At 68.5% G+C, this 21,449-nt stretch carries 23 protein-coding genes; 10 read left to right on the top strand and 13 right to left on the bottom strand.

Annotated features, from left to right (window positions below):
* Window position 1 precedes the first annotated feature (1 nt).
* Both cpaB and ASE22_RS12665 read right to left on the bottom strand, forming a co-directional pair.
* Window positions 2-1,000, bottom strand: a complete 999-nt coding sequence (gene cpaB, locus ASE22_RS12670; protein ID WP_056359745.1) for a Flp pilus assembly protein CpaB — start codon at window positions 998-1,000, stop codon at window positions 2-4.
* Between the two features lie 70 nt (window positions 1,001-1,070).
* Entirely contained in the window at window positions 1,071-1,544 is a 474-nt protein-coding gene (locus ASE22_RS12665) for an A24 family peptidase (protein ID WP_056359743.1), read from the bottom strand.
* Between the two features lie 48 nt (window positions 1,545-1,592).
* Here ASE22_RS12665 and ASE22_RS12660 point away from each other — a divergent pair, with 48 nt between their 5' ends.
* Window positions 1,593-2,699, top strand: a complete 1,107-nt coding sequence (locus tag ASE22_RS12660) for an NAD(P)/FAD-dependent oxidoreductase (RefSeq protein WP_056359738.1) — start codon at window positions 1,593-1,595, stop codon at window positions 2,697-2,699.
* 227 nt (window positions 2,700-2,926) lie between these two features.
* A complete protein-coding gene (locus ASE22_RS12655; RefSeq protein WP_056359735.1) occupies window positions 2,927-3,229 on the top strand; it encodes a type II toxin-antitoxin system HicB family antitoxin in 303 nt (100 codons plus the stop codon).
* Between the two features lie 16 nt (window positions 3,230-3,245).
* Here ASE22_RS12655 and ASE22_RS12650 read toward each other — a convergent pair whose 3' ends face one another.
* From ASE22_RS12650 to ASE22_RS12620, 7 genes are all read right to left on the bottom strand, one after another.
* Complete coding sequence (locus tag ASE22_RS12650; protein WP_156397302.1) at window positions 3,246-4,049, bottom strand: hypothetical protein; 804 nt, start codon at window positions 4,047-4,049, stop codon at window positions 3,246-3,248.
* A gap of 27 nt (window positions 4,050-4,076) precedes the next feature.
* Window positions 4,077-4,445 carry a hypothetical protein gene (locus tag ASE22_RS12645; protein ID WP_056359730.1) on the bottom strand — a complete coding sequence of 123 codons (369 nt, stop codon included), beginning with the start codon at window positions 4,443-4,445 and terminating at the stop codon, window positions 4,077-4,079.
* Window positions 4,427-5,176 carry a HesA/MoeB/ThiF family protein gene (locus ASE22_RS12640; RefSeq protein ID WP_056361178.1) on the bottom strand — a complete coding sequence of 250 codons (750 nt, stop codon included), beginning with the start codon at window positions 5,174-5,176 and terminating at the stop codon, window positions 4,427-4,429. Before ASE22_RS12640 ends, ASE22_RS12645 begins: the two co-directional genes overlap by 19 nt.
* Window positions 5,177-5,284: 108 nt before the next feature.
* Window positions 5,285-5,734 (bottom strand): dUTP diphosphatase, encoded by a 450-nt coding sequence (dut, locus tag ASE22_RS12635; protein WP_056359727.1) that lies wholly within the window; start codon window positions 5,732-5,734, stop codon window positions 5,285-5,287.
* Window positions 5,721-6,938, bottom strand: a complete 1,218-nt coding sequence (gene coaBC / locus ASE22_RS12630) for a bifunctional phosphopantothenoylcysteine decarboxylase/phosphopantothenate--cysteine ligase CoaBC (protein WP_056359723.1) — start codon at window positions 6,936-6,938, stop codon at window positions 5,721-5,723. The genes dut and coaBC overlap by 14 nt, the downstream gene beginning before the upstream one ends.
* Window positions 6,939-7,046: 108 nt before the next feature.
* A complete protein-coding gene (gene ubiB / locus ASE22_RS12625; protein ID WP_056359720.1) occupies window positions 7,047-8,579 on the bottom strand; it encodes a 2-polyprenylphenol 6-hydroxylase in 1,533 nt (510 codons plus the stop codon).
* Complete coding sequence (locus ASE22_RS12620) at window positions 8,576-9,307, bottom strand: class I SAM-dependent methyltransferase (protein WP_056359717.1); 732 nt, start codon at window positions 9,305-9,307, stop codon at window positions 8,576-8,578. The genes ubiB and ASE22_RS12620 overlap by 4 nt, the downstream gene beginning before the upstream one ends.
* Window positions 9,308-9,412: 105 nt before the next feature.
* Between ASE22_RS12620 and mutM the strand changes: the two genes are divergently transcribed.
* The 6 genes from mutM to ASE22_RS12590 all read left to right on the top strand — a co-directional run bounded on the left by mutM (window position 9,413) and on the right by ASE22_RS12590 (window position 15,133).
* On the top strand, window positions 9,413-10,225 hold the full coding sequence (gene mutM / locus ASE22_RS12615; protein ID WP_056359715.1) for a bifunctional DNA-formamidopyrimidine glycosylase/DNA-(apurinic or apyrimidinic site) lyase: 813 nt from the start codon (window positions 9,413-9,415) through the stop codon (window positions 10,223-10,225).
* Window positions 10,226-10,331: 106 nt separating this feature from the next.
* Complete coding sequence (rpsT, locus tag ASE22_RS12610) at window positions 10,332-10,595, top strand: 30S ribosomal protein S20 (RefSeq protein WP_056359712.1); 264 nt, start codon at window positions 10,332-10,334, stop codon at window positions 10,593-10,595.
* Window positions 10,596-10,999: 404 nt separating this feature from the next.
* The gene (gene dnaA, locus ASE22_RS12605) at window positions 11,000-12,436 is read left to right on the top strand and encodes a chromosomal replication initiator protein DnaA (protein WP_056359708.1); all 1,437 of its coding nucleotides are present in this window, start codon (window positions 11,000-11,002) and stop codon (window positions 12,434-12,436) included.
* A gap of 132 nt (window positions 12,437-12,568) precedes the next feature.
* Window positions 12,569-13,006, top strand: coding sequence for an iron-sulfur cluster assembly scaffold protein (locus ASE22_RS12600; RefSeq protein ID WP_056359705.1), 438 nt, complete (start codon window positions 12,569-12,571; stop codon window positions 13,004-13,006).
* Complete coding sequence (locus tag ASE22_RS12595; RefSeq protein WP_056359702.1) at window positions 13,003-14,793, top strand: cation:proton antiporter domain-containing protein; 1,791 nt, start codon at window positions 13,003-13,005, stop codon at window positions 14,791-14,793. The genes ASE22_RS12600 and ASE22_RS12595 overlap by 4 nt, the downstream gene beginning before the upstream one ends.
* Entirely contained in the window at window positions 14,780-15,133 is a 354-nt protein-coding gene (locus tag ASE22_RS12590; RefSeq protein ID WP_082545633.1) for a DUF423 domain-containing protein, read from the top strand. Before ASE22_RS12595 ends, ASE22_RS12590 begins: the two co-directional genes overlap by 14 nt.
* A gap of 175 nt (window positions 15,134-15,308) precedes the next feature.
* Here ASE22_RS12590 and ASE22_RS12585 read toward each other — a convergent pair whose 3' ends face one another.
* From ASE22_RS12585 to ASE22_RS12570, 4 genes are all read right to left on the bottom strand, one after another.
* Entirely contained in the window at window positions 15,309-17,030 is a 1,722-nt protein-coding gene (locus ASE22_RS12585; RefSeq protein ID WP_056359696.1) for a flotillin family protein, read from the bottom strand.
* Window positions 17,027-17,644: a YqiJ family protein gene (locus tag ASE22_RS12580; protein ID WP_056359693.1), complete on the bottom strand. Its 618-nt coding sequence runs from the start codon at window positions 17,642-17,644 to the stop codon at window positions 17,027-17,029. Before ASE22_RS12580 ends, ASE22_RS12585 begins: the two co-directional genes overlap by 4 nt.
* A gap of 72 nt (window positions 17,645-17,716) precedes the next feature.
* Window positions 17,717-18,826 (bottom strand): 3-dehydroquinate synthase, encoded by a 1,110-nt coding sequence (aroB, locus tag ASE22_RS12575; protein WP_056359689.1) that lies wholly within the window; start codon window positions 18,824-18,826, stop codon window positions 17,717-17,719.
* Window positions 18,826-19,365 (bottom strand): shikimate kinase, encoded by a 540-nt coding sequence (locus tag ASE22_RS12570; RefSeq protein WP_056361176.1) that lies wholly within the window; start codon window positions 19,363-19,365, stop codon window positions 18,826-18,828. The genes aroB and ASE22_RS12570 overlap by 1 nt, the downstream gene beginning before the upstream one ends.
* 115 nt (window positions 19,366-19,480) lie before the next feature.
* Here ASE22_RS12570 and ASE22_RS27310 point away from each other — a divergent pair, with 115 nt between their 5' ends.
* Both ASE22_RS27310 and ASE22_RS12565 read left to right on the top strand, forming a co-directional pair.
* Complete coding sequence (locus ASE22_RS27310) at window positions 19,481-19,618, top strand: hypothetical protein (protein ID WP_200933214.1); 138 nt, start codon at window positions 19,481-19,483, stop codon at window positions 19,616-19,618.
* Entirely contained in the window at window positions 19,599-21,404 is a 1,806-nt protein-coding gene (locus ASE22_RS12565; RefSeq protein WP_056359686.1) for a hypothetical protein, read from the top strand. Before ASE22_RS27310 ends, ASE22_RS12565 begins: the two co-directional genes overlap by 20 nt.
* The last annotated feature ends 45 nt before the right edge of the window (window positions 21,405-21,449 follow it).

Below are 21,449 nucleotides of genomic sequence, written 5' to 3'. Positions count from 1 at the left end.
CCTATTTCGCTCCCACCGTGCTGACGGTGACCAAGTTGCCGCGCGCGACCCGGACGATCGGACCGGTCGGGACGGCGGGGGCGCTGGCGGCCGGGGCGGCGTCGCCGGAGGTCCTGGCGGGAACGGTCGACCGCTGGTAGCGCGACACGTCCGATCCGACCGTGGTGGTGGTGTTGGTGTCGATCGGCCGCGAGGCGATCTCGAGCAGCATCTGGCGCTCGGCCCTGGGATCGGCCTGGGCGGGTAGCTTGATATCGCCATTGGCGATCCGCTCCTCCAGCTCGGCCTTGTCGTCGGCGATCGAGCGGAGCGCGAGCGACAGCTGCCCGATCGTCTGCGCGACCGCGATCTTCTCGGCGATCTTCGGGGTCGCCTCCAGCGTGACGTTGGAGGTGTTGGCGACCACCGTCTTGCCCTCCTCGTCGACCGTCTTGTCGGTGCGCTGGTCGGCGGCGAGCACCCGGATGTTGCGGATGATGGTCTCGGCGGCCTTGAGCGGCGGGCCGTCGCCGCCGCCCGGGACCTCCTGGGTCAGCATCAGGTCGACCCGGTCTCCGGGAAAGACGAAGCCCGCGACGCCCGACTGGGCGGAGACCGAGATGGTCACGGCGCGCATGCCGGGGCCCAGCGCGGCGGCGAGGAAGCCGCGATCGCCGGGCTTCACCAGCGCGCCCTGGGTGACCGGCGCGCCGGCGGTGACGGCGTAGCGGACGACCGAGCCGTTGAGGCTGGCGAGATCGCTTTCGCCCTTGATGAAATAGGTCTTGCTGACGAGTTCGGCCGGCCAGCGCTGGTAGCGGAAGCTTTCCGGCCCGATGATCGTGCCGACGGGCAGCGGACGGACCGCCACGGCGACCTCGGGGCCGCTCGGCTGCGGCGCTGCGGCGGCGGGGGCTGCCTCGGCCTTGCTGTTGCCGCCGAACATGCTGCGGGCGACGACGGCCGAGATGCCCGCCATGACGAGGGCCATGATCAGCAGCAGCAGCTTTCTTGCATCCATGGTCTCAGACCCACCTTCGCCCGATCGGGGCTTGAAGAAAAAGCGCGGTCCGGAAGTGGACCCGGCATCGCTATGCGACAGACGTGGTTAACAAGCCGTTTGCGATGACCCAGAGCCCGCCGATTGCGATCGCGACGCCATAGGGGACTTCGGGCCGGTCGGCGTTCGGGCGCCAGCGCTGGCGAACCAGCAGGCCGATGGTGATCGCGCCCCCCGCCAAGGCCATCACCGTGAGCATCACGATCAGCGCGCCGAAGGGCAGCCACAGCGCGAGCGCACCGATCATCTTGACGTCGCCCCCGCCCATCATGCGCAGCATGAAGAGCACCGCGAACAGCCCGAAGATGACCAGCGCCACGCCGATACGGAGCACGACGTCGGGCCACAGCGCCTCGCCTGCGATCCACCAGAAGGCGATGGCGAGCAGGGCGATCGCGGCGTTCAGTTCGTTGGAGATCGTTCGCGTCCGGATGTCGGTCCACGCCGCCATCAGCAGCAGCACCGCCAGGAGGATGCCGAACAGGTCGGGAAGTTGAATGGACATGGTTAAGCAGGCTAGACGGCGGCTCTTACCAAAACCTAAACGCGTTCCATGAACGAAGCGAACATCACGGCCGATATCGCCATCGTCGGTGCCGGCATGGCGGGCGCCAGTCTGGCCGCCGAGATCGGCGACGCAGCGCGCGTCGTGCTGATCGAGGGCGAGGCGCAACCCGGCTATCACAGCACGGGCCGGTCGGCCGCCTTCTGGTCGGAAACCTATGGTGGGCCGGCGGTGCAGCCGCTCACCAGCGCGTCCTTCGCCTATCTCGAGGACCATGGCTTTCTGGGGGACCGCGGCGAGATCCATATCGCTCGGGCGGAAGACAGGGCGACGATCGATGCGATGGGTTCGGCCTTCGGCGGCAGTGTCCGGCTCGACCGGCTGTCGGCGGAGGCCCTGAGGGCCCGCGTGCCCGGTCTTCGTGCCGGCTTCGTCGGGGGGCTCGACGAGCCGACCTGTCGCGACATCGACGTGGCGGGCCTCCATGCCCATTACCTCGCCCGCGCGAAGCGGGCGGGGTGCATGCTGCTGACCGACGCCCGCGTCCTCGCCGTCCGGCGCGAAGCGGGCGAGTGGCGCCTGGCGACGCCTGCCGGAGAGGTCCGGGCGCGCCTGCTGGTCAACGCCGCCGGCGCCTGGGCGGACGAGCTGGCCCGGCTGGCCGGGGCTGCCCCGATCGGGATCCAGCCCTATCGCCGGACGGTGGTCCAGTTGCAGGTCGATCCGCCAGCACCGGCCACGCTGCCATTGGTGATGGACGCGGCCGGCGGCTTCTACTTCAAGCCCGAGGCGGGGGGACGCATCTGGCTGTCGCCGCATGACGAGACGCCGTGTCTGCCCTGCGATGCCGCGCCCGACGAACTCGACGTCGCCACCGCGATCGATCGGCTCGAGCGGGTCGTCGACTGGCGGGTCGTGCGGCGGGAGCGGGCCTGGGCGGGGCTGCGCAGTTTCGCCCCCGATCGCGCGCCGGTCTATGGCTTCGACGGCCGGGTGGAAGGTTTCTTCTGGTTTGCGGGGCAGGGAGGCTTCGGCATCCAGACCGCCCCGGCCGCCGCGATGATCGGCGCCGCGCTGCTGTTGGGGAAGCAAGCCCCCGCTTCGGTGCGGGCGATCGATCCGGACGCTTACCGGCCGACCCGGTTCGGCGGCTGACGAAAGGGTCGGACCAACGGATGAGGCGGCGAAGCCTTTCCTTCCGCCGCATCGAGTTTCAGCGCGTCGTCAAGCCTCCAGCGGTGCAACGCTTCCGTAAGAAACTGAACGGCAATCATATTTTTGGCTTAGACTATCGTATTACGCAATATTCCCGTCATGGACTCAGCCTAGCTTAACCATAAGAGGGTCTGGCTATCGGACAGGTCGGTAAGGGTTGTGTCGTCGTGGGGATCTACATCAAGGGACTGGATTTCTATCCGGCGATGGTCAGCCGGAAAGGCGGGCTTTTCCAGGCCGATTTCGTCGACATCCCCGACTGCCGCGCCTATGGCGCCACCGCGATCGAGGTCGAGATCAATGCCCGCCATGCGCTGGGCGTCCATATGGTGACCCTGGGCCGTTACGGCCGCGCCCTGCCGACCCCTTCCGTCGTCAGCGACCAGGGAGCCGCCGAGGGCCATTACCTCGTCTATATCGAGGGACCCGAGCGGATCGGTGCGGACCGCCTCGAGCGCCAGGCCGCCTGAGCGGTTTGCGGTCGGGTCAGGCGGTGACCCGGATCACCGGCGTCTCGGACAACACGGTCAGATGTCCCTGCCGCGCGGCGATGGTCCGATGGACGTCGATCTCCTCATACATCAGAAAGCTCTGCAACCTTTCCAGCAGGAAACCGCCGCTTCTGCGCTGAAGGCCCTCGCGCTTCTCATGGAAATTGTCCGCGAAATGGCTCCATACGGTCTTCATGATCGCCATATGCCGCAGGAAGATCCCGATCTGGTGCAGGCCCAGCGACGAGGATGGATACAGAATGCCGCAATTTATGAAATTCCTGCAGCGGCGATCGTCGAAATGACCGCTGCCCCGCAGGGAGATCACGAAGGCGGCGAAATCCTCGGTCAGGTGGAAGCGCGCATAATTACGGGCGATCGACTGGATTTTCAAAGCCGGGACGGTGAGAAGCCTACCGTCAAGCGCGGCCAGGTCCTCCGGCGAGGGGAATAGGCCGTCCGCCTCCTCCGCCGGGCTGGCACAGGCATAGGGCATGTTGGAAGCCGTCTGGGCACCCCGCTTCAGCGCTACGAATTTCCGATATTGGAACATGTAGAAATAGTCGTCTGGCGGGCTGTCCTTCAGAAGCTCGCCGAGCGCGAAGAGCTGGGTGAATTCCGACAGGACCGAGCCGTGATATTTGTCGCCGAGGGCGTCGTCCGGCACGATCATCTGGTTCAGGCCGTCGAATCTGTTCGGCGATATGTGCAGATAATCGCAGCGTGGCGTGAAGGCCGGCGGCTTGTGGCCGATGCAGTAGAATTGGGGTGACCGACCGCTCATGGAATGTCCCGACATGATGGTTCCTTCGCCTTGCCGTCGGTCTTAGAAGGTCAGCAAGCGGTCGTCATCGAGCGCCGCCAGAAGGCCGATCGGGCCCTGCGCCTCGATCCGGCGATCGAGCCCGCCGAGGGCGAGGCCGGCCAGCGCCAGTCCGCTCTGGCACACGGTGATCGCCACGCCCAGGTCGAGCGCGTCGTCGAGCAGTTGCGCCAGCGTCGGCAAGCCGGCCGCGCTGCGCGCGGGATCGGCGGGGGCCGCGATCGGCGGGCCGAGCAGCGCCACCGCGCCTTCGTGGAGATGGAGGCGAACCGCCATGCCCGTCGCCGCGCCCGCCGCCGCGAAGCTCAGCGCGGCGTGGAAGCGCTCGGCATCGCCAGCCGCGACGAGGATCGTCAGCCCGCGCATCCGCATCCCGGATCCTTGGGCACCGTGATCGTGCGGAACCGGAAGGCGAGGGCGTCGACCAGCAGCAGCCGGCCGGCCGGATCGTCGCCGAACCCGGTGATCGCGCGGATCGCCTCCATCGCCGCCAGACTGCCCATCACCCCGGTCAAAGCGCCGAGCACGCCTTGGTCCGCGCAGCTGACGTCGGCCTGTCCGGGATCGTCGCCGACAAGGCAGCGATAGCAGGGCCTGTCTGCTTCCCAGCCGCGCCATACGCCCAGCTGCCCGTCGAACTGGCCGACCGCTGCCGAGACGAGCGCGATGCGCAGTCGGGTCGAAGCGTCGGAAATGGCGAGGCGGGTGGCGAAGTTGTCGCATCCGTCGAGAACCAGTGCGGCACCGGCCAGCAGCTGCCCGGCGGTGTCCGCGTCGATCCGCACCGTGACCGGCTCGACGGTCACGTCCGGGTTGGTAGCCGCGACCCTCTCGGCCGCGACCTCGGCCTTGGGGCGGCCGATGTCGGCGGTGCCGAACAGGGTCTGGCGCTGGAGGTTCGAGAGGTCGACGACGTCATCGTCGATGACCCGCAACCGGCCGATGCCCGCCGCCGCGAGATACTGGATCGCGGGGGATCCGATCCCGCCGGCGCCGATCACCGCCACCGTCGCGCCCAGCAGCGCCTGCTGCCCGGCGCCGCCGATCTCCCTGAGGATGATGTGGCGGGCGTAGCGATCGAGCTGTTGGTCGGTCAGGGACATTATCCGCATCCACACCCAGTCGTCATGCCAGCGGAGGCTGGCATCTCACAGATGAACGATCAGCGCCTCTCCCGCGACCCCGGCCTTCGCCGGGGCGACGTGAAAAAGCTATCGCCCGGTCGATCCGAAGCCGCCGGTGCCCCGCACGGTCTCGTCGAGGTCGTCGACCTCCGCGAAGGTCGCGCGCTGGACGGCTGCGGGGACGAGCTGGGCGATGCGCTCGCCGCGCTTCACTTCGAACGCCTCGGCGCCGAGATTGGCAAGGATCACCCGCACTTCGCCGCGATAGTCGGCGTCGATCGTGCCCGGCGTGTTGAGGCAGGTGATGCCGTGCTTGAGCGCGAGGCCGGAGCGCGGGCGGACCTGCACCTCATAGCCTTCGGGGATCGCGATCGCGAAGCCGGTGGCGACGGCATGGCGCGCGCCGGGCGCGAGGGTCACGTCTTCCGCCGCGACCACGTCGAGCCCGGCGGCGTGGGCGGTCGCATAGGCCGGCAGCGGCAGGCCGGCGCCATGATCGAGGCGCTTCAGGCTGATCGAAATCTCAGGCGAACTCATCGGCGATCCTTGTGGCGAGGCGGTCGGCGACCTGGGCCTTGGGCAGGGTTTCCCAGCTTTCGACGCCGGTGCGGGTGACGATATGGATGCTGTTGCTGTCGCCGCCCATCACGTCTCCGGAAACATCGTTGGCGACGATCCAGTCGGCGTCCTTGCGTTCGCGCTTGGCGACGGCATGGTCGACCACCTTCTCGGTCTCGGCGGCGAAGCCGATCAGCAGGCGGGGGCGGCGCGGGCTCTTCGCGAGACCGGCGAGGATGTCGGGATTCTCGGCCAGCGCCAGCGTCGGCGCCGCTCCCGATCCATCCTTCTTGATCTTCTGTCCAGCCGAGCTTTCGGCGCGCCAGTCGGCCACCGCCGCGACCATTACCGCGACATCGGCGGGCAGGGCGGCCTCGACCGCGGCTGCCATCTCACGCGCGCTCTCGACGTCGACCCGGTGGACGCCGGCCGGGGTCGGCAGGGATACGGGCCCCGACACCAGGGTCACCCGCGCCCCGCGCGCGGCCAGCGCCTCGGCGATAGCGTAGCCCTGCTTCCCCGAGGAACGGTTGGCGATGTAGCGGACCGGGTCGATCGGTTCGTGGGTGGGACCCGCCGTCACGAGCACATGTCGGCCGGCGAGCGCGCCGCCCTTGATGCCGGGTGCGGCTGCGAGGCGCGGGCGGTCCAGAAGCTTCTCGATCTCGCCCCAGATGAAGGGTGGCTCGGGCAGGCGGCCGGGGCCGAACTCGCCGCAGGCCATCGCCCCCTCGTCGGGATCGAGGATCGTCGCGCCGTCCTCGCGCAGCCGGGCGACGTTGCGCTGGGTTGCGGGGTGCAGCCACATGCGGACGTTCATCGCCGGCGCCGCGAGCACCGGCTTGTCGGTGGCGAGCAGCAGCGTGGTCGCGAGATCGTCGGCGATGCCGGCGGCCATCTTGGCCATCAGGTCGGCGGTGGCGGGGCAGACGACGACCAGGTCGGCTTCACGGCTGAGCTGGATATGCCCCATCTCGGTCTCGTTCTTGAGGTCCCACAGGCTGGTGTGGACCTCCTGCTCGCTGAGCGCTGCGAGGCTCATCGGCGTCACGAAATGCCGGGCCCCCTCGGTCAGCACGCAGCGCACGCTGCCACCGCCCTTGCGGATCAGCCGCACCAGCTCGCACGCCTTGTAGGCCGCGATGCCGCCGCCGATGATGAGGAGAATGCGGGGAGCGATCATGAGGTCAATCGCGCCAGCTCGACGCGGCAGGCGTCGGCGAGAATGTCGCGATCCGTGCCAAGGACGTGCGCCTTCAGGCGAGCAAGGGCCTCGGTCCGGGTCATGAGGCTATGATAGTAGCAGCGTCGCCGCGATGCCAGCCGCCGCGGCCGCCAGCGCAACCGCCGCATAGCGCCAGCCCGTGTTGATGCGGATGACCTGTACCTCGCGCAGGGGCGGCGGGGGCGGGGCGGCGCCGGGCGCGGGGAACTGCGCCTCGATCCGGCGGATCAGGTCGGGCAGGCCGGCCAGCGTGCGGACGTCGTCGACGATGCGGTCGGCCAGCCAGGACTCGGGTCCCAGTTCGGAACGGATCCATTCCTTCACGAACGGCCCCGACGTCTCCCACATGTTGAGGTCCGGATCGAGGCCGGTCGCGACGCCTTCGACCATCACCATCGTCTTCTGGAGCAGCAGCAGGTGCGGTTGGGTCTGCATGTCGAAATCGCGGGTTATCGCGAACAGGCCGTCGAGCATCTGGCCGATCGAGATGTCCTTGGCGGGCAGGCCGCGGATCGGCTCGCCGACGGCGCGCAGCGCGGTGGTGAACTCGCCGATATTATGGTGCGGCGGGACATAGCCCGCCTCGAAATGGATCTCGGCGACGCGCTTGTAGTTGCCGGTGATCAGCCCGTGCAGGATTTCGGCCAGCCATACCCGCGCGCGCCGGTCGATCCGGCCCATGATGCCGAAGTCGATCGCCGCGATACGCCCGTCGGGCAGCGCGAACAGATTGCCCTGGTGGAGGTCGGCATGGAAAAAACCGTCGGCGATCGCCTGCCGCAGGAAGGCCTGGACCAGCAGCGCGGCGAGCGCCTTGCCGTCGTGGCCCGCCTGGAGCAGCGCGGACCGGTCGGCCAGCTTGACCCCGTCGATCCACTCCATCGTCATCACGCGACGCGCGGTGCGGCTCCAGTCGATGGCGGGAACGACGAAGCCCGGCACCGCCGCCATGTTCTCGGCCAGCTCGGATGCCGAAGCGGCCTCGCGGCGCAGGTCCAGCTCGCGCGCGGTCCACTGGCGGAAGGTGGCGATGACGAGCCGGGGCCGGAGCCGCGACAGCTCGCCGCCCATCATCTCGGCATGGGCGGCGGCCCATTCGTAGGTCTCGATCGCGCGGGCGAACTCCTCCTCGATACCGGGACGGAGCACCTTGACCGCGACGATGCGGCCGTCGGTCGTCACGGCGCGGTGGACCTGGGCGATCGAGGCGGCGCCGACCGGAACCTCCTCGAACGAGGTGAAGATCGTTTCGATCGACTTGCCCAGGCTCTGCTCGACCGCAGCGCGGATCGCGGGGAAAGGGGCGGGCGGAATGGCGTCCTGCAGACGGAACAGCTCCTTCGCAGCCTGTTCGCCAACGAGGTCCGGCCGGGTCGCCAGCGCCTGGCCCAGCTTGATCGCGGCGGGGCCGATCGCCTCGAACGCATCGGCATAGGCCGGCTGATCCGGCACGCGCGCACCGATGCTCAGCAGCTTGATCACGCGGCGCAGCGAGGGCGGGGTCAGCGGATCGCGCTCGATGCCGCGCAGCGCGCCGTGGCGGGCGAGCGTGCGGCCCCAGCGGAGCAGCCGCCAGATATGGACGAAGCTGGGGGTCAAATCTTCCAGCCGCTATGGATGGCGACCAGGCCGCCGAGCATCGGCTCGACCTTCGCCTGGACGAAGCCGGTGGCGGCGATTTCGGCCTTGAAGGCGTCCATCGTCGGGAAGCGGCGGATCGATTCGATCAGGTAGCGATAGCTCTCCTCGTCGCCCGCCAGCATCCTGCCGAGCTTGGGGACGAGCCGGTGCGAATAGGCGTCATAGGCTTCCTTGAAGCCCGGCCACAGCGTCGTCGAGAATTCGAGGCAGTAGAAGCGCCCGCCGCGCTTCAGCACGCGATAGGCCTCGGCGAGCGCCTGGGCGCGGTGGGTGACGTTGCGGATGCCGAAGGCGATCGTATAGGCATCGAAGCGGTTGCTCTCGAACGTCAGGGTCTCGGCGTTCTGCTCGGACCAGGAGAGGCCCTCGATCCGCTTCTTGGCGGCCCGTTCCTTGCCGACCTCCAGCATCGCCGCGTTGATGTCGGACACCATGACGCTCGCACCCGACCGGGCGAGACGGAAGGCGATGTCGCCGGTGCCGCCCGCCATGTCGAGGATCGCCTCTCCCGTGCGCGGTTTCACCCGCCGGACGAAACGGTCCTTCCACAGCCGGTGCATGCCGCCCGACATGGCGTCGTTCATCAGGTCGTAGCGGCTCGCGACGCTGCGGAAGACCTCGCCGACTTTGGCGGTCTTCTCGTCGGGGGAGACGTCGGTGTAGCCGAAGGATACGGTTTCGCTCATGGGCGACGCTCTAGCGATAGCTTGAGCAGGTCGCAAATCGAGTTTCCTACCCGGTCTTCGTCATCCCGGCTTCCGCCGGCGTGGCGGCTGGTCTAGGTCGAAGCCATGCCCGAGCTTCCCGAAGTTGAAACCACCGTTCGCGGCCTGAGGCCAGCGCTCGAAGGGCGCCGGCTGACCCGGGTCGAGACCCGCCGCGCCGACCTGCGCCGCGCCTTTCCGGTCGACCTGCGCCAGCGGATGACCGGAGCGACTGTCACCGGCCTCGGCCGCCGTGCGAAATATGGCCTGATCGAGACCGATCGCGGCGACGTGATGATCTTCCATCTCGGCATGTCGGGCCGGTGGCGGATCGACCCCAGCGAGATCGGCACGCACGACCATCTCGTCCTGGAGACCGACGAGGGGCGTACCCTGGCGCTGTGCGATCCGCGCCGCTTCGGGTCGGTCGACCTGGTCCGGCAGGACGCGCTGGCCGATTTTCCCCCGTTCAAGGCGCTGGGACCGGAGCCGCTCGGTCCCGATCTCACCGCCGCCTATCTCGCCAAGGCGCTCGAAGGACGGGTCGCGACGATCAAGGCGATGCTGCTCGACCAGCGGATCGTCGCAGGCCTCGGCAACATCTATGTGTGCGAGGCGCTCCACATGACCGGCATCGCGCCCGACGCCATGGCGGGCCGGATCGCGAGGGGCCGGCTCGAACGGCTGGTCGATTCGATTCGGCGGGTCCTGACCGCCGCCATCGAGGCGGGCGGCTCCACGCTGCGCGATTATGCCCGGCCCGACGGCGAACTCGGCTATTTCGCCAAGCAGTGGCTCGTCTATGGCCGGGCGGGGGAAACCTGCCATTGCGGCACCGTGATCGGGCGCCGGGTCGATGGCGGCCGGTCGACCTTCTACTGCCCCAAGTGCCAGAAATAGGGCGATTTGGAGGTTGACCATAAAGGCTGGCCTGTGTATTGGCGCGGCCTTCCGGCGGGGATCTTGTCCCGGCCGTTCCGTCATTATAGCTAGGATTTGAACGAGCATGGCGAATACGCCGCAGGCAAAGAAGCGCATCCGTCGCAACGACCGTCGCGCCGAGATCAACGGTGCCCGGGTCAGCCGGATCCGCACCTTCGTGAAGAAGGTCGAGGCTGCGCTCGCCGCCGGTGACAAGACCGCCGCCGCTGCCGCGCTGGTCGCTGCCCAGCCGGAACTCTTCCGGGGCGTCTCGAAGGGCGTCGTTCACAAGAACACCGCTGCCCGCAAGTTCTCGCGTCTCACGAAGCGCGTCTCCGCGCTGGGCTGAGCCGCAAAGGCTTGCATGACAAAAGGCCCGCCGGCAGCGATGCCGGCGGGCCTTTTGTCATGTCGACGTCACGGAACCGTAACTCTCGGATTTAACTTGATTCGTTATCAGAAGCGACTGTAACTGACTGTAAAACAGGGATAAAATTTTTTTCGGAGCGGGAGGCCCGGCTTACCGAGTGTCAAGCCTTATTGCGGTCCGATGACGAAATTGATGCTCTTGATCCCTGTCGCGGCTTCTCCCTAGAGTGGCTTTCACGGCCGGAGCGCGATTCTGTCGCACCGGCATCATTATGATTTTGCGGTGGGTGCTCCGGGACGATGGTTCCGGAAACGGGGGAGGGCTTTGCCCCTCAGACGGACCTGAGCGGGAGGACGGAACCATCCGTCCGGGAAGGAAGCGGTGTGTCTGAAAACGTTGGCGGAGCGGGCATGAACAACGGCCCGGCGGTCAATGCCGGGATCGATGCCGCGCTCGCGCAGGCGTGGGAGACCATTCGCGCCGGCCTGCGCCGCAGCATCGGCGTCCGCACCTTCGACGGCTGGCTCAAGCCGCTGACTCTCGGCGATTGCGATCTCGCCTCGGGCACGCTCAAGCTCGTCGCGCCCAGCGAGTTCATGGCCAACTGGGCAACGACCCATTTCGTCGACCATCTGCTTCAGGGCTGGCGCGCGCTGCTGCCCCAGGTCCGCCATGTATCGATCGTGTCGGCGTCGGGCAGCGAGCGCCCGGCGCTGTTCTCGGGCGCCGCCACCGCGGTGCCGGTGGAAGCGGTGACGGAAGCCGCGGCCCCGGCGGCCGACGACGGCGTCCGTTGCGGCACCCCGCTCGAAGCCCGCTACACGTTCGACAGCTTCGTCGTCGGCAAGGCGAACGAGGTCGCGTACAATGCCGCGCGCACCTTGGCCGAGGGCGGCAAGCTCGTCTTCAACCCGCTCTTCCTCCATGGCGGCACCGGCCTGGGCAAGACCCATCTGATGCACGCGATCGGCCACGAACATCTGGCACGGCACCCGGGCGCGAAGGTCGTCTACATGTCGGCCGAGAAGTTCATGTTCGAGTTTGTCGCGGCGATGCGCGCCAAGGACACGTTCAGCTTCAAGCAGCGGCTGCGCGCGGCCGACGTGCTGATGATCGACGACGTCCAGTTCATCGCCGGCAAGGAATCGACCCAGGAAGAATTTTTCCACACGATGAACGAGCTGATCTCGGCGGGTCGTCGCCTGGTAATCAGCGCGGACCGCTCGCCGCAGGATCTCGACGGAATAGAGAGCCGCATCCTGTCGCGCCTGTCCTGGGGCCTCGTCGCCGACGTCAATCCGGCCGATTTCGAGCTTCGCCTCAACATCCTGATGCGCAAGCTCCAGGGCATGCCGCAGGCGCAGGTGCCGCAGGACGTCGTCATGTTCCTCGCACGCCGGATCAGCGCCAATGTCCGCGAGCTGGAAGGCGCGCTCAACCGGGTCGTCGCCTATGCGGCGCTGTCGGGCAAGCCGGTCGACATCGATTTCACCCAGGCGACCCTCGCCGACATCCTGCGCGCCAACCAGCGCCGGGTGACGATCGACGAGATCCAGCGCAAGGTTTCCGATCATTACCGCATCCGCCAGGCAGAGATGTCGAGCGCGCGCCGCGCCCGCGAGGTCGCCCGGCCGCGCCAGGTGGCGATGTACCTCGCCAAGCAGCTCACCCCCCGCTCGCTGCCCGAGATCGGCCGCCGCTTCGGCGGGCGCGATCACACGACCGTCATCCATGCGGTCAAGCAGATCGAGAAGCTGCGCCAGACCGACGCCGAACTCGACGCCGACGTCCGCCTGCTGATCCGCCAGCTCGAGGGCTGAGCGGCTCCTTCATCATGGCGGCGCAGGCCCGCGTCGTCGTGACGGGCAAGGGCGAGCTCTCGCTCGGCCAGAAAAGCGAGAAGCCGCCTTTCCCCGGATGACGCAAGGGCCGGATCGCCCTACATGGGGCGCATGTCGGCCCCGCTCTACAACACGCAGATTCTTCGCCTCGCGACCAATATCCCCCACCAGGCCCGCCTTGCCGGTCCGCAGGCGACCGTTTCGAAACGATCGCCGATCTGCGGTAGCCGGGTGACGGTCGATGTGGCGATGGATGGCGAGGGTCGCGTCGCGGCGCTGGGGCAGGAGGTGCGCGCCTGTGCGCTCGGGCAGGCGTCGGCGGCGCTGATGGGCGGGCATGCGATCGGTCGCAGTCCGGCTGAGCTGGCGGCGGCGCGCGATGCGCTGGCCGCCTTCCTCGCGGGCGAGCGCGACGATCCCGGCGACTGGCCCGGCCTCGAGATTTTCCTCCCGGCCCGGCCGCATGCCGCGCGCCACCCGTCGATCCGGCTCGCTTTCGAAGCGGTCGCCGAGGCGGCGGCGCAGGCGCTGGCGGAGCCGGTGCGTTGAGCGAGGCGGCGGATCCTTTGCTGCTGCGCGACGGCGTGCTGCTGCTCGGCGCGGCGATCGTCTCGGTCCTGATCTTCCGGCGGCTCGGGCTCGGCGCCACGCTCGGCTATCTCGTCGCCGGCGCAGCGATCGGCCCGCAGGGGTTCGGGCTGATCGGCGACGCCGAATCGAAGCTCGGCATCGCCGAACTCGGTATCGTCCTGCTGCTGTTCCTGGTCGGCCTCGAACTCAATCCCAACCGGTTATGGCGCCTGCGCCGCGACATTTTCGGCCTCGGGCTGCTGCAGGTCGTGACATGCGGCATCGCGCTCAGTGCGGTGATCTATTTCGGTACGGCCTTCACCCCCGCGGCCGCGATCGCGCTCGGCCTGCCGCTCGCGCTATCGTCCACAGCACAGGTGCTGCCCATGCTGCGCTCGGCCGGGCGGATGAACACGCCCTCGGGCGAACGCGCCTTCTCGGTACTTCTGTTCCAGGACCTGTCGCTGATCCCGCTGATCACGATCATCGCCGCGCTGTCGCGGACGCCGCCCGCGCCCGATGCGCCGCCAGGCTGGCTGCTCGGTGTCTATACGGTCGTGGCGGTGTCCGGGCTCGTGCTCGCGGGGCGCTTCGTCATCAACCCGCTGTTCCGTCTCGTCGGCCGGCTGGGGGAACGCGAGCTGTTCGTCGCGGCGGGCCTGTTCACGGTGCTGGCCAGCGCCGCGGTGATGGAAGCGCTCCACCTGTCGACCGCGCTGGGCGCCTTCGTCGCCGGCGTGATGCTGGCCGACTCGCCCTACCGGCATGAGTTGGAGGCCGACGTAGAGCCGTTCCGGACGATCCTGCTCGGCCTGTTCTTCATCGCGGTCGGCATGCTGCTCGACCTGCACGTCATCGCCGAACGCCCGCTGTTCGTGATCGCAATGGCGATGGCCGTCGTCGCGACCAAGACGACCGTCATGTTCGGCGTCGCCAAGCTGTTCGGCGTGTCGAACCGCGGCGCGCTCGGCTTCGGCCTGCTGCTCAGCCAGGGTGGCGAGTTCGCCTTCGTCCTGTTCGCGCAGGCGAACGAGGCGCTGTTGATCCGGCCCGAGGCGGCCAGCCTGTTCGGCGCGATCGTTACCCTGTCGATGGCGACCACCCCGTTCCTGATGATGTTCGCCAACCGCTTCCTCACCCCGCCACCGACCCATGAGGAGCGCCCCGGTCCCGACGGCGGCATGAGCCCGGCGGCGATCGTCGTCGGCTATGGTCGCTTCGGCCAGACGGTCGCCCAGATGCTCATGGCCGCCGGTATCCGGGTCAGCCTGATCGACAACGAGACCGAGCAGATCGACGTCGCCGAGAAATTCGGATCGAAGGTCTTCTACGGCGACGGCACCCGGGTCGATCTGCTTCGCCAGGCGGGCGCCGATCAGGCGCGGGCGATCATCTTCTGCCTGGATGGCGACGGGCTGGGCAAGGCGCAGCTCCAGCCCGTGCTCAGCGCCTTCCCCAACGCCGCGGTGCTGGTCCGCGCCTTCGACCGGCGCCACATGATGGTGCTCGCCCGGCTCGACATAGCGGGCGCGGTGCGCGAGCTGTTCGAATCGGCGGTTGTGCTCGGCCGCGAGGCGCTCGAGGCGGTCGGGGTCAGCGACGCCAATGTCGAAAAGGTCGAGGCGGAATATCGCCGGCGCGACGGATCGCGGCTCGAGGCCCAGATCGCGGCGGGCGACCTGACCGTGCGCCGCGACATGATGTTCAACCATGATCGCAAGCTCGATCTCGAAGCCGGGGAGGATGACGACAGTGGCGCGGGGTAGGACGACCGGGGACCCGCTCGCGGCGCTGCTGGCGCTGTCGGGCGCGGTGGCGGTGATCGCGGGCGCCTATGGCGCGCACGGCGCCGGTGGAAAGGCCGCCGAATGGCTGAGCACCGGCGCACATTACCAGATGATCCACGCGGTTGCGGGCCTCGTGATCCTGGCGAAGAGCCGAGGCGCGGCCGGGCTGATGCTGCTCGGCGCGCTGATCTTCTCGGGCACGCTCTACGCAATGGCGCTGGGCGGACCGCGCTGGCTGGGCGCGGTCACCCCGCTGGGTGGCCTGGCGATGATCCTCGGCTGGGCCTGGATCGCTATCGTCTATCTGCGGGGACGCTGAGACCCGACGAAACACCGGCGTCGTGCCGGACGCGTTTCATCATCCGCCGGGACGCTGGGTCATGGCCTTCCGGCTCCCGCTGCTCCGGTTCGAGACAAGCTCCTGACCCGTCTTCGCGGCCTAGTGGACGCTGAAACAAGTTCAGCATGACGGCGAGAGAGGGCGACGCCCCGTTTCAGTCCGGCTTCTTCGGAGCGGCTGGGGCGGGGGGCGGAGCGGGCGTCGCTACCGGCTGTTCGGCGGCAGCGCCCTTCACCAGCGAATCGAGCGACGATCCGTCGAGGCCGAGCTCCTTCAACAGTCCGTCGACCACTGGTGCCTGCGCCCGATAGCGCAGCGCCGCGGCGACCGCCGACTGCGCGAGATTCTGCTCGCCGCCGGCCGAGGCGATCTCTCCGGCCGCGCCGCCGGTACCGGTCAGGCCATCGACCTGGACGATCTTGATCGAATCGATCGCTTCCATCGGCCTGGCGGCTTCGCGGATGATGTCGGGCAGCACCTTGAGCAGTTCGAGCTTGGCCTGCAGCGAGATATTCTCGGACGACAGCAGGTTGGCGGCCTCGTTGACGGCGCGCTTGCCCGCGGCCTCGACCTCGAAGCGCACGCGCGAGGCTTCGGCACGGAGCTTTTCGGCCTCGGCCTCGCCCTTGGCCGCGGCGCGCACGGCCTCGGCGCGGTCGGCGGCGGCCTGCTTCTCCGCTTCGGCCTCGACCTTGACGCCCAGCGCCTGGCGCTCGGCTTCCTTGGCGGCCTGGATCAGCTCGATCCGCTTGGCGCGCTCGGCGATCTCCGTCTCGCGCGCGGTGACCACCTGCTCCTCGGCGGCGACCGCTTCGGCCCGCGCCTTGTCGGCCTCGGCCTTCGCCTGACTTTCCTCGCGGCTCTTGTTCTGGACGGCGATCTGCTGTTCCTGCCGGGCGATCTCCAGCGACTGGGTCTGCGCGATCTTCGCCTCCTGCACCGCGCGATCGGCTTCGATCTGCGCGGCGTCGGTGAGCTGCTTGGCGGAGATGCGTGCCTGTTCGGCCTCGCGCTGCCGCTCGGACTGCTGGCGCGCGATCTCGGACATCTGCTCGGCGCGGCGCATCTCGATCTCGCGCTCCTGTTCGAGCCGGGCGAACTCGTTGTCGCGCGAGATCAGGAAGGACTGGCGCTGGGCCTCCAGATTCTTCGCCTCGATCTGGACGCGGGTGTCCTGCTCGATGTCGTTGCGCGCCTTCTTGCGCAGCTCGATCTGCTCGGTGAGCTTGGTCAGGCCTTCGGCGTCGAAGGCGTTGTTCGCGTTGAAATGCTCGATCGAGGTCTGGTCGAGACCGGTCAGAGAGACCGATTCCAGTTCGAGGCCGTTCATCGCCAGGTCGGCCGACGACACCTGCTGCACCTTCTGGACGAAATCCGAGCGCTGCTCGTGCAGCTGATTCATCGTCATCCCCGCCGCGACCGACCGCAGCGCGTCGACGAACTTGCCCTCGACCAGCTCCTTCAGATTCTCCGAGTGCATCGTCCGCATGCCCAGCGTCTGCGCCGCCATCGCGATGGCGTCGCGGTCGGGCCTTACGCGGACGTAGAACTCCGCCTTCACGTCGATGCGGAGCCGGTCGAGCGTGATCAGCGCGTCGGCATTCTTGCGCTCCACCGCCAGTCGCACCGTGTTCATGTTCACGGGCATCGCTTCGTGGAAGACGGGCAGGAGCAGCGCGCCGCCGTTCATCACCACCTTCTCCCCACCGAAGCCGGTGCGGACGAAGGCGATCTCCTTGGAGGCGCGCCGATACAGGCGGGCGATGATCAGGCCGAGGATGATCAGGGCGATGACCGCGATGCCGGGCACCAGGACGTAGATGCTCGTCGCGCTGTCGAGGAAGCCGGAACTGGTGGTGGCAGGCAGGTTGCTCATCGGTCTATCCATTGCGAGAAGGGCGGACGATCACTGGAAATGGCACGGAACACGTGGTTTTCGCGGCGAACGAGCAGGACCTCCACGCCTTCCGCGAAGCGGGCGTCGGGGCTGTCGGGCTCGACCATGACATAATGGGCCTGACCGTGGAAATCGCGGACCCGCGCCTTGGCCGGCGAGCCCTGGGCTGCGGTGCCGACGAGGATTTCGGCGTGGAGACCGACGAGCTGGTCGATCCCGATCGCGGTCGTCTCGTCCTGGGGCATGATCCGGCCGACCAGCCGGGCCATCCCGCCCGTGGCGGGAAGGGCGGCGACCCCGGCGGCGGGGATGGCGACCCAGCCGGGCAACAGCGTGCCGAGATGCGACAGTGCCAGCTGCTGGCCGACGAGCCCTATCACGCCGAAGCAGGCGAGAAAGACGACAAGCAGCATCAGCAGGGGCAGCCGGCCGAAGCCGAGCCAGCCCAGCCATTCGCCATCGGCGTCGAGGTCGAGATCGTGGCCGAACGCGCCCGATCCCAGGCCGACAGCCTCGACCAGGCCGATCAGGACCATCGTTCCCAGCGCGATCACGAATGCCAGGTTTTCGCCGGCTGCGAGCAACTCGAGCACCGATTCTCCCCTCGTTGGCCAGCCTAGCGAAGGAATGAGACGGGTCAAACCTGCGGAAAAGTCCGAAACGGCTCAGGCCGCGGCGATGCGTTCCCGCTCCAGGAAGGCTTCGACCGCGGCGAGGTCGACCTGCTTATCGAGAAAGGTCCGGCCGATCCCGTGCGCGAGCAGGAAGGGCAGGCGGCCGCCCTCCATCTTCTTGTCGTGCATCATATGCCCGACCAGCCTCGCGCCGCCGGCGTCGATTCCGGCAGCCTGGAGCGTGGCGGGCAGGCCCGCGGCCTGGATGTGCGCGCTCACCCGCCGGGCGTCCTCGACCGGGCAGAGCCCCTGGGCCGCCGAAAAGCGGAAGGCCAGCGCCATGCCCGCGGCGACCGCCTCGCCATGGAGCAGCCGGTCGGAGAAGCCGGTCTCGGCCTCCAGCGCGTGGCCGAAGGTGTGGCCGAGGTTGAGCAGGGCGCGGCGTCCGCTCGTCTCGCGCTCGTCCTCGCCGACGATGCGGGCCTTGGCGTCGACGCTCCTCGTGATCGCGATCGTCCGCGCCTGCGGGTCTCCGGCGAGCAGGGCACCACCGTTCGCCTCGCACCAGGCGAAGAAGTCGGCATCGTCGATCAGGCCATATTTGATCACCTCGGCGTAGCCCGCGCGGGTTTCGCGTGGCGGCAGCGTGTCGAGCGTGGTCGGGTCGATAAGAACATGGGCGGGCTGATAGAAGGCGCCGATCAGGTTCTTGCCGGCCTTGCTGTTGATCGCGGTCTTGCCGCCGACCGAGGAATCGACCTGGGCGAGCAAGGTGGTCGGCACCTGCACGAAGCGGCAGCCGCGCTTGAGGATCGACGCGGCGAAGCCGACGAGATCGCCGATCACGCCGCCGCCCAACGCGATCACCGTGTCGCCGCGTTCGACCCCATAGTTGAGCAGCGCGTCGGTGAGCTTCTCGAGCATCGTCCAGCTCTTGGTGGCCTCGCCTGCCGGCAGCACCTCGACGGCGCTGGCGATTCCTGCGGAGGTCAGTGAGGTTTTCAGCCTATAGAGCTGATTGGGAACGATATTTCTGTCCGTAACGACGATGAAGCGGCCGCGCGCGGCATAGCTTGCGAGCAGCTCGCCGGCCCGGTCGAGCGCGCCATTCTCTATGGTGATGTCGTAGCTGCGGTCGCCCAGCGAAACCCTTATGGTCATTACGTCAGTGCCTTGAGGATCGCATCGACCGTCGCGTCGTGCGGCAACGGCTGGCTGCGGATGTGGACCGGCGCCAGCGCATAGACGGGGTTCCGCACCGCCGCGAGCTGGCCCAGCACCTCGCGCGCGTCGCGATCCTTCAGCAGCGGACGGGTACCTTCGCGGCGTCCGACACGGTCGGCCAGCACGTCGATGTCGGCGTCGAGCCAGACGGCGATGGCGCGGTCGAGGATCAGAGCGCGGGTTTCCTCCTGCATGAAGGCGCCGCCGCCGGTCGCGATCACCTTGGGCTTGCCGTCGATCAGCCGGCCGATCACCCGGCGCTCGCCGTCGCGGAATTCCTTCTCGCCGAATCGCTCGAAAATCTCGGCTATGGTCAGCCCCGCCGCGCGCTCGATCTCCTGGTCGGCGTCGACGAAGGGAAGATGGACCCGCGCCGCGAGCCGCTTGCCGATCGTCGACTTGCCCGCGCCCATCAGCCCGATCAGGACCAGCGGACGGTCAAAATGGGGGAGATTGGGAGGCAGGCTTTGCGGCATGTCGTCGAGGGCTATACACATGGGCGCCCCCTCGGGCAAAAGCGCGTCGATTGCAACCTGCCCATCAGAACCAGGGCCCGTCCGAACCAAGGCCCGTCAGAATCAGAGGAAGTCCATGTCGCGGTTCAGCTTCATACTGTTGAGTGTCGTCATCATCATCGTCGTGGCGCTGGTGGCCCTGAGTTTCGTGAACACCGAAAAGCCGCCCGTGACGGTCGAAAAGGCGATGCTGAATGAAGCCCACGCCCAGTAAGAAGGCCATCTTCGCGCTGACGGCGGGCGCGGCGGCACTGGCCGCGGCGGCCGCCTTCGCGCAGGAATCGCTGCTGCCGCCGGGCTTCGGCAACCAACCCGGGCCTACCAACCGGCCGCAACAGGCCGCCCCGGCGCCCGTTCAGCCCGCACCCGGCTCCGCGTCTGCGGCGCCGGCCGCCGCGCCGGTTCCCGCGCTGACGCTCGACCCGACGATCTTCGCCTCGACCGAGCCCGAGGCGCCGGTCGTGCCGGCCGAGGAACTGCCGGCTTCGGCGCGGCGCTCGATCGACATGGTCGGGCCCTTCGCCGGCTTCGGCACCAATGCCTGGGGCACGACCGACGGTCGCTTCCTGTCGACCCTGATGCGCCGGCTCGATGCGCCGATCACCTCGCGCTGGGCCTCCATCACGCTGCGGCGCGCGCTGCTGACCCGGGTGGGCACCCCCGCGAACGTCTCGGCGCCCGACTGGGTGGCAGAACGCGCCTGGCTGCTGCTGCGCATGGGCGAGGCCGACGGTGCGCGGATGTTGGTCCAGGGCGTCGATGTCGATCGTTTCAACGCCAAGCTCTACGCGGTCGCCGGGCAGAGCGCGCTCGCCAATGGCGATGCGGCGGGGCTCTGCGCGCTGGCCGACGGCGGTTCGATCCGTAGCCGCGAGGCGATCTGGCCGATGGCGCGTGCGATCTGCTCAGCGCTGTCGGGCGACACTGCGATCGCCGACGTGATGATGGATCAGGCGCGGCGCCGGGCCAGCGATCCGCGAGGGATCGATATCCAGCTGGCCGAACGGATGATGGGCGTCAACGGCGCCGGCCGGCGCAGCGTCAGCGTCGAATGGACCGGGGTGAACCAGCTCACCGCGTGGCGCTTCGGCATGGCGAGCGCGCTCGGCCTGACCATCCCGGCCGATCTCTACGGCACGGTCGGTCCGCAGGTGATCGCCTGGAGCGCGCGCGCGCCGATGACGCCGCCCGCCGAACGGCTCGACGCGGCGATGACGGCGGCGCGGCTCGGGGTCTTCTCCAACTCCGCGCTCGTCGATCTCTATTCGCAGGCGGCTGACGATAGCGACGACTTCACCGGCGACACGCCCGGCGGGCGGCTGCGCATGTGCTATGTCGGCACCGACGACGGCGCCCGTCTTTCCGCGATGCGGGGCTTCTGGACGGGCGAGGGGCTGGGCGACGGCAAGCGCGTCGATCATTATGCCGGGCTGATCCTGACCGCGCGGGCGGCCGCGCGGATCGTCCCCGACAGCGAGCATGCCTCCGACGCGGCCGACCTCGTCGGATCGATGATGTCGGCGGGGCTCGATCGCAAGGCCGGTAGCTGGGCGCCGGTCGTGGCGGGCATGTCGGCCGGGAAGGGCGACGACGCCTGGGCGATCCTGGCGGTCGGCACGCCCCGGGCCGTCGTCGACATATCGGCCGACCGGCTGTCTGCGGTCGCCGACCGCTGGAGCGAGGAGAATCCGCAGAAGCTGCGCCTGCTGCTGGCTGCGCTCGCCGGGCTCGACCGGTTGGAGACCGAGCAGCAGATGCGCCTGCTGCAGGAATATCAGGTCGGGTTCGACAACCGCAGCAACTGGGGCCGGCTGCTGCTCCAGGCCGCCGACCGCAAGGAACCGGCGACCGTGGCGCTGCTCGTCGCGGTGGGGATGCAGCGATCGAGCTGGGGCGGGCTGTCCTCGGCGATGTTCGCGACGATGATCCGCGCGCTCCACGATGTCGGCCTCGACGGTGAGGCGCGGATGATCGCGGCGGAGGCGATGACGCGGCTTTGAGGGTTTTTCCCTGCCCGTTCGTTCCGAGCGAAATCGAGGGACGTG

This window comes from Sphingomonas sp. Root720 (assembly GCF_001428605.1).
Classification (GTDB): Bacteria; Pseudomonadota; Alphaproteobacteria; order Sphingomonadales; family Sphingomonadaceae; genus Rhizorhabdus.
This window is presented reverse-complemented; position numbering and strand designations above follow the sequence as displayed.

Bases quoted from the DNA above. Each gene is read 5' to 3' on its own strand.
- cpaB (WP_056359745.1), bottom strand. From the start codon at position 1,000: ATGGATGCAAGAAAGCTGCTGCTGCTGATCATGGCCCTCGTCATGGCG.
- ASE22_RS12665 (WP_056359743.1), bottom strand. From the start codon at position 1,544: ATGTCCATTCAACTTCCCGACCTGTTCGGCATCCTCCTGGCGGTGCTG.
- ASE22_RS12660 (WP_056359738.1), top strand. From the start codon at position 1,593: ATGAACGAAGCGAACATCACGGCCGATATCGCCATCGTCGGTGCCGGC.
- ASE22_RS12650 (WP_156397302.1), bottom strand. From the start codon at position 4,049: ATGTCGGGACATTCCATGAGCGGTCGGTCACCCCAATTCTACTGCATC.
- ASE22_RS12645 (WP_056359730.1), bottom strand. From the start codon at position 4,445: ATGCGGATGCGCGGGCTGACGATCCTCGTCGCGGCTGGCGATGCCGAG.
- ASE22_RS12640 (WP_056361178.1), bottom strand. From the start codon at position 5,176: ATGTCCCTGACCGACCAACAGCTCGATCGCTACGCCCGCCACATCATC.
- dut (WP_056359727.1), bottom strand. From the start codon at position 5,734: ATGAGTTCGCCTGAGATTTCGATCAGCCTGAAGCGCCTCGATCATGGC.
- coaBC (WP_056359723.1), bottom strand. From the start codon at position 6,938: ATGATCGCTCCCCGCATTCTCCTCATCATCGGCGGCGGCATCGCGGCC.
- ASE22_RS12620 (WP_056359717.1), bottom strand. From the start codon at position 9,307: ATGAGCGAAACCGTATCCTTCGGCTACACCGACGTCTCCCCCGACGAG.
- mutM (WP_056359715.1), top strand. From the start codon at position 9,413: ATGCCCGAGCTTCCCGAAGTTGAAACCACCGTTCGCGGCCTGAGGCCA.
- rpsT (WP_056359712.1), top strand. From the start codon at position 10,332: ATGGCGAATACGCCGCAGGCAAAGAAGCGCATCCGTCGCAACGACCGT.
- ASE22_RS12600 (WP_056359705.1), top strand. From the start codon at position 12,569: ATGTCGGCCCCGCTCTACAACACGCAGATTCTTCGCCTCGCGACCAAT.
- ASE22_RS12585 (WP_056359696.1), bottom strand. From the start codon at position 17,030: ATGAGCAACCTGCCTGCCACCACCAGTTCCGGCTTCCTCGACAGCGCG.
- aroB (WP_056359689.1), bottom strand. From the start codon at position 18,826: ATGACCATAAGGGTTTCGCTGGGCGACCGCAGCTACGACATCACCATA.
- ASE22_RS12570 (WP_056361176.1), bottom strand. From the start codon at position 19,365: ATGCCGCAAAGCCTGCCTCCCAATCTCCCCCATTTTGACCGTCCGCTG.
- ASE22_RS27310 (WP_200933214.1), top strand. From the start codon at position 19,481: ATGTCGCGGTTCAGCTTCATACTGTTGAGTGTCGTCATCATCATCGTC.
- ASE22_RS12565 (WP_056359686.1), top strand. From the start codon at position 19,599: ATGAAGCCCACGCCCAGTAAGAAGGCCATCTTCGCGCTGACGGCGGGC.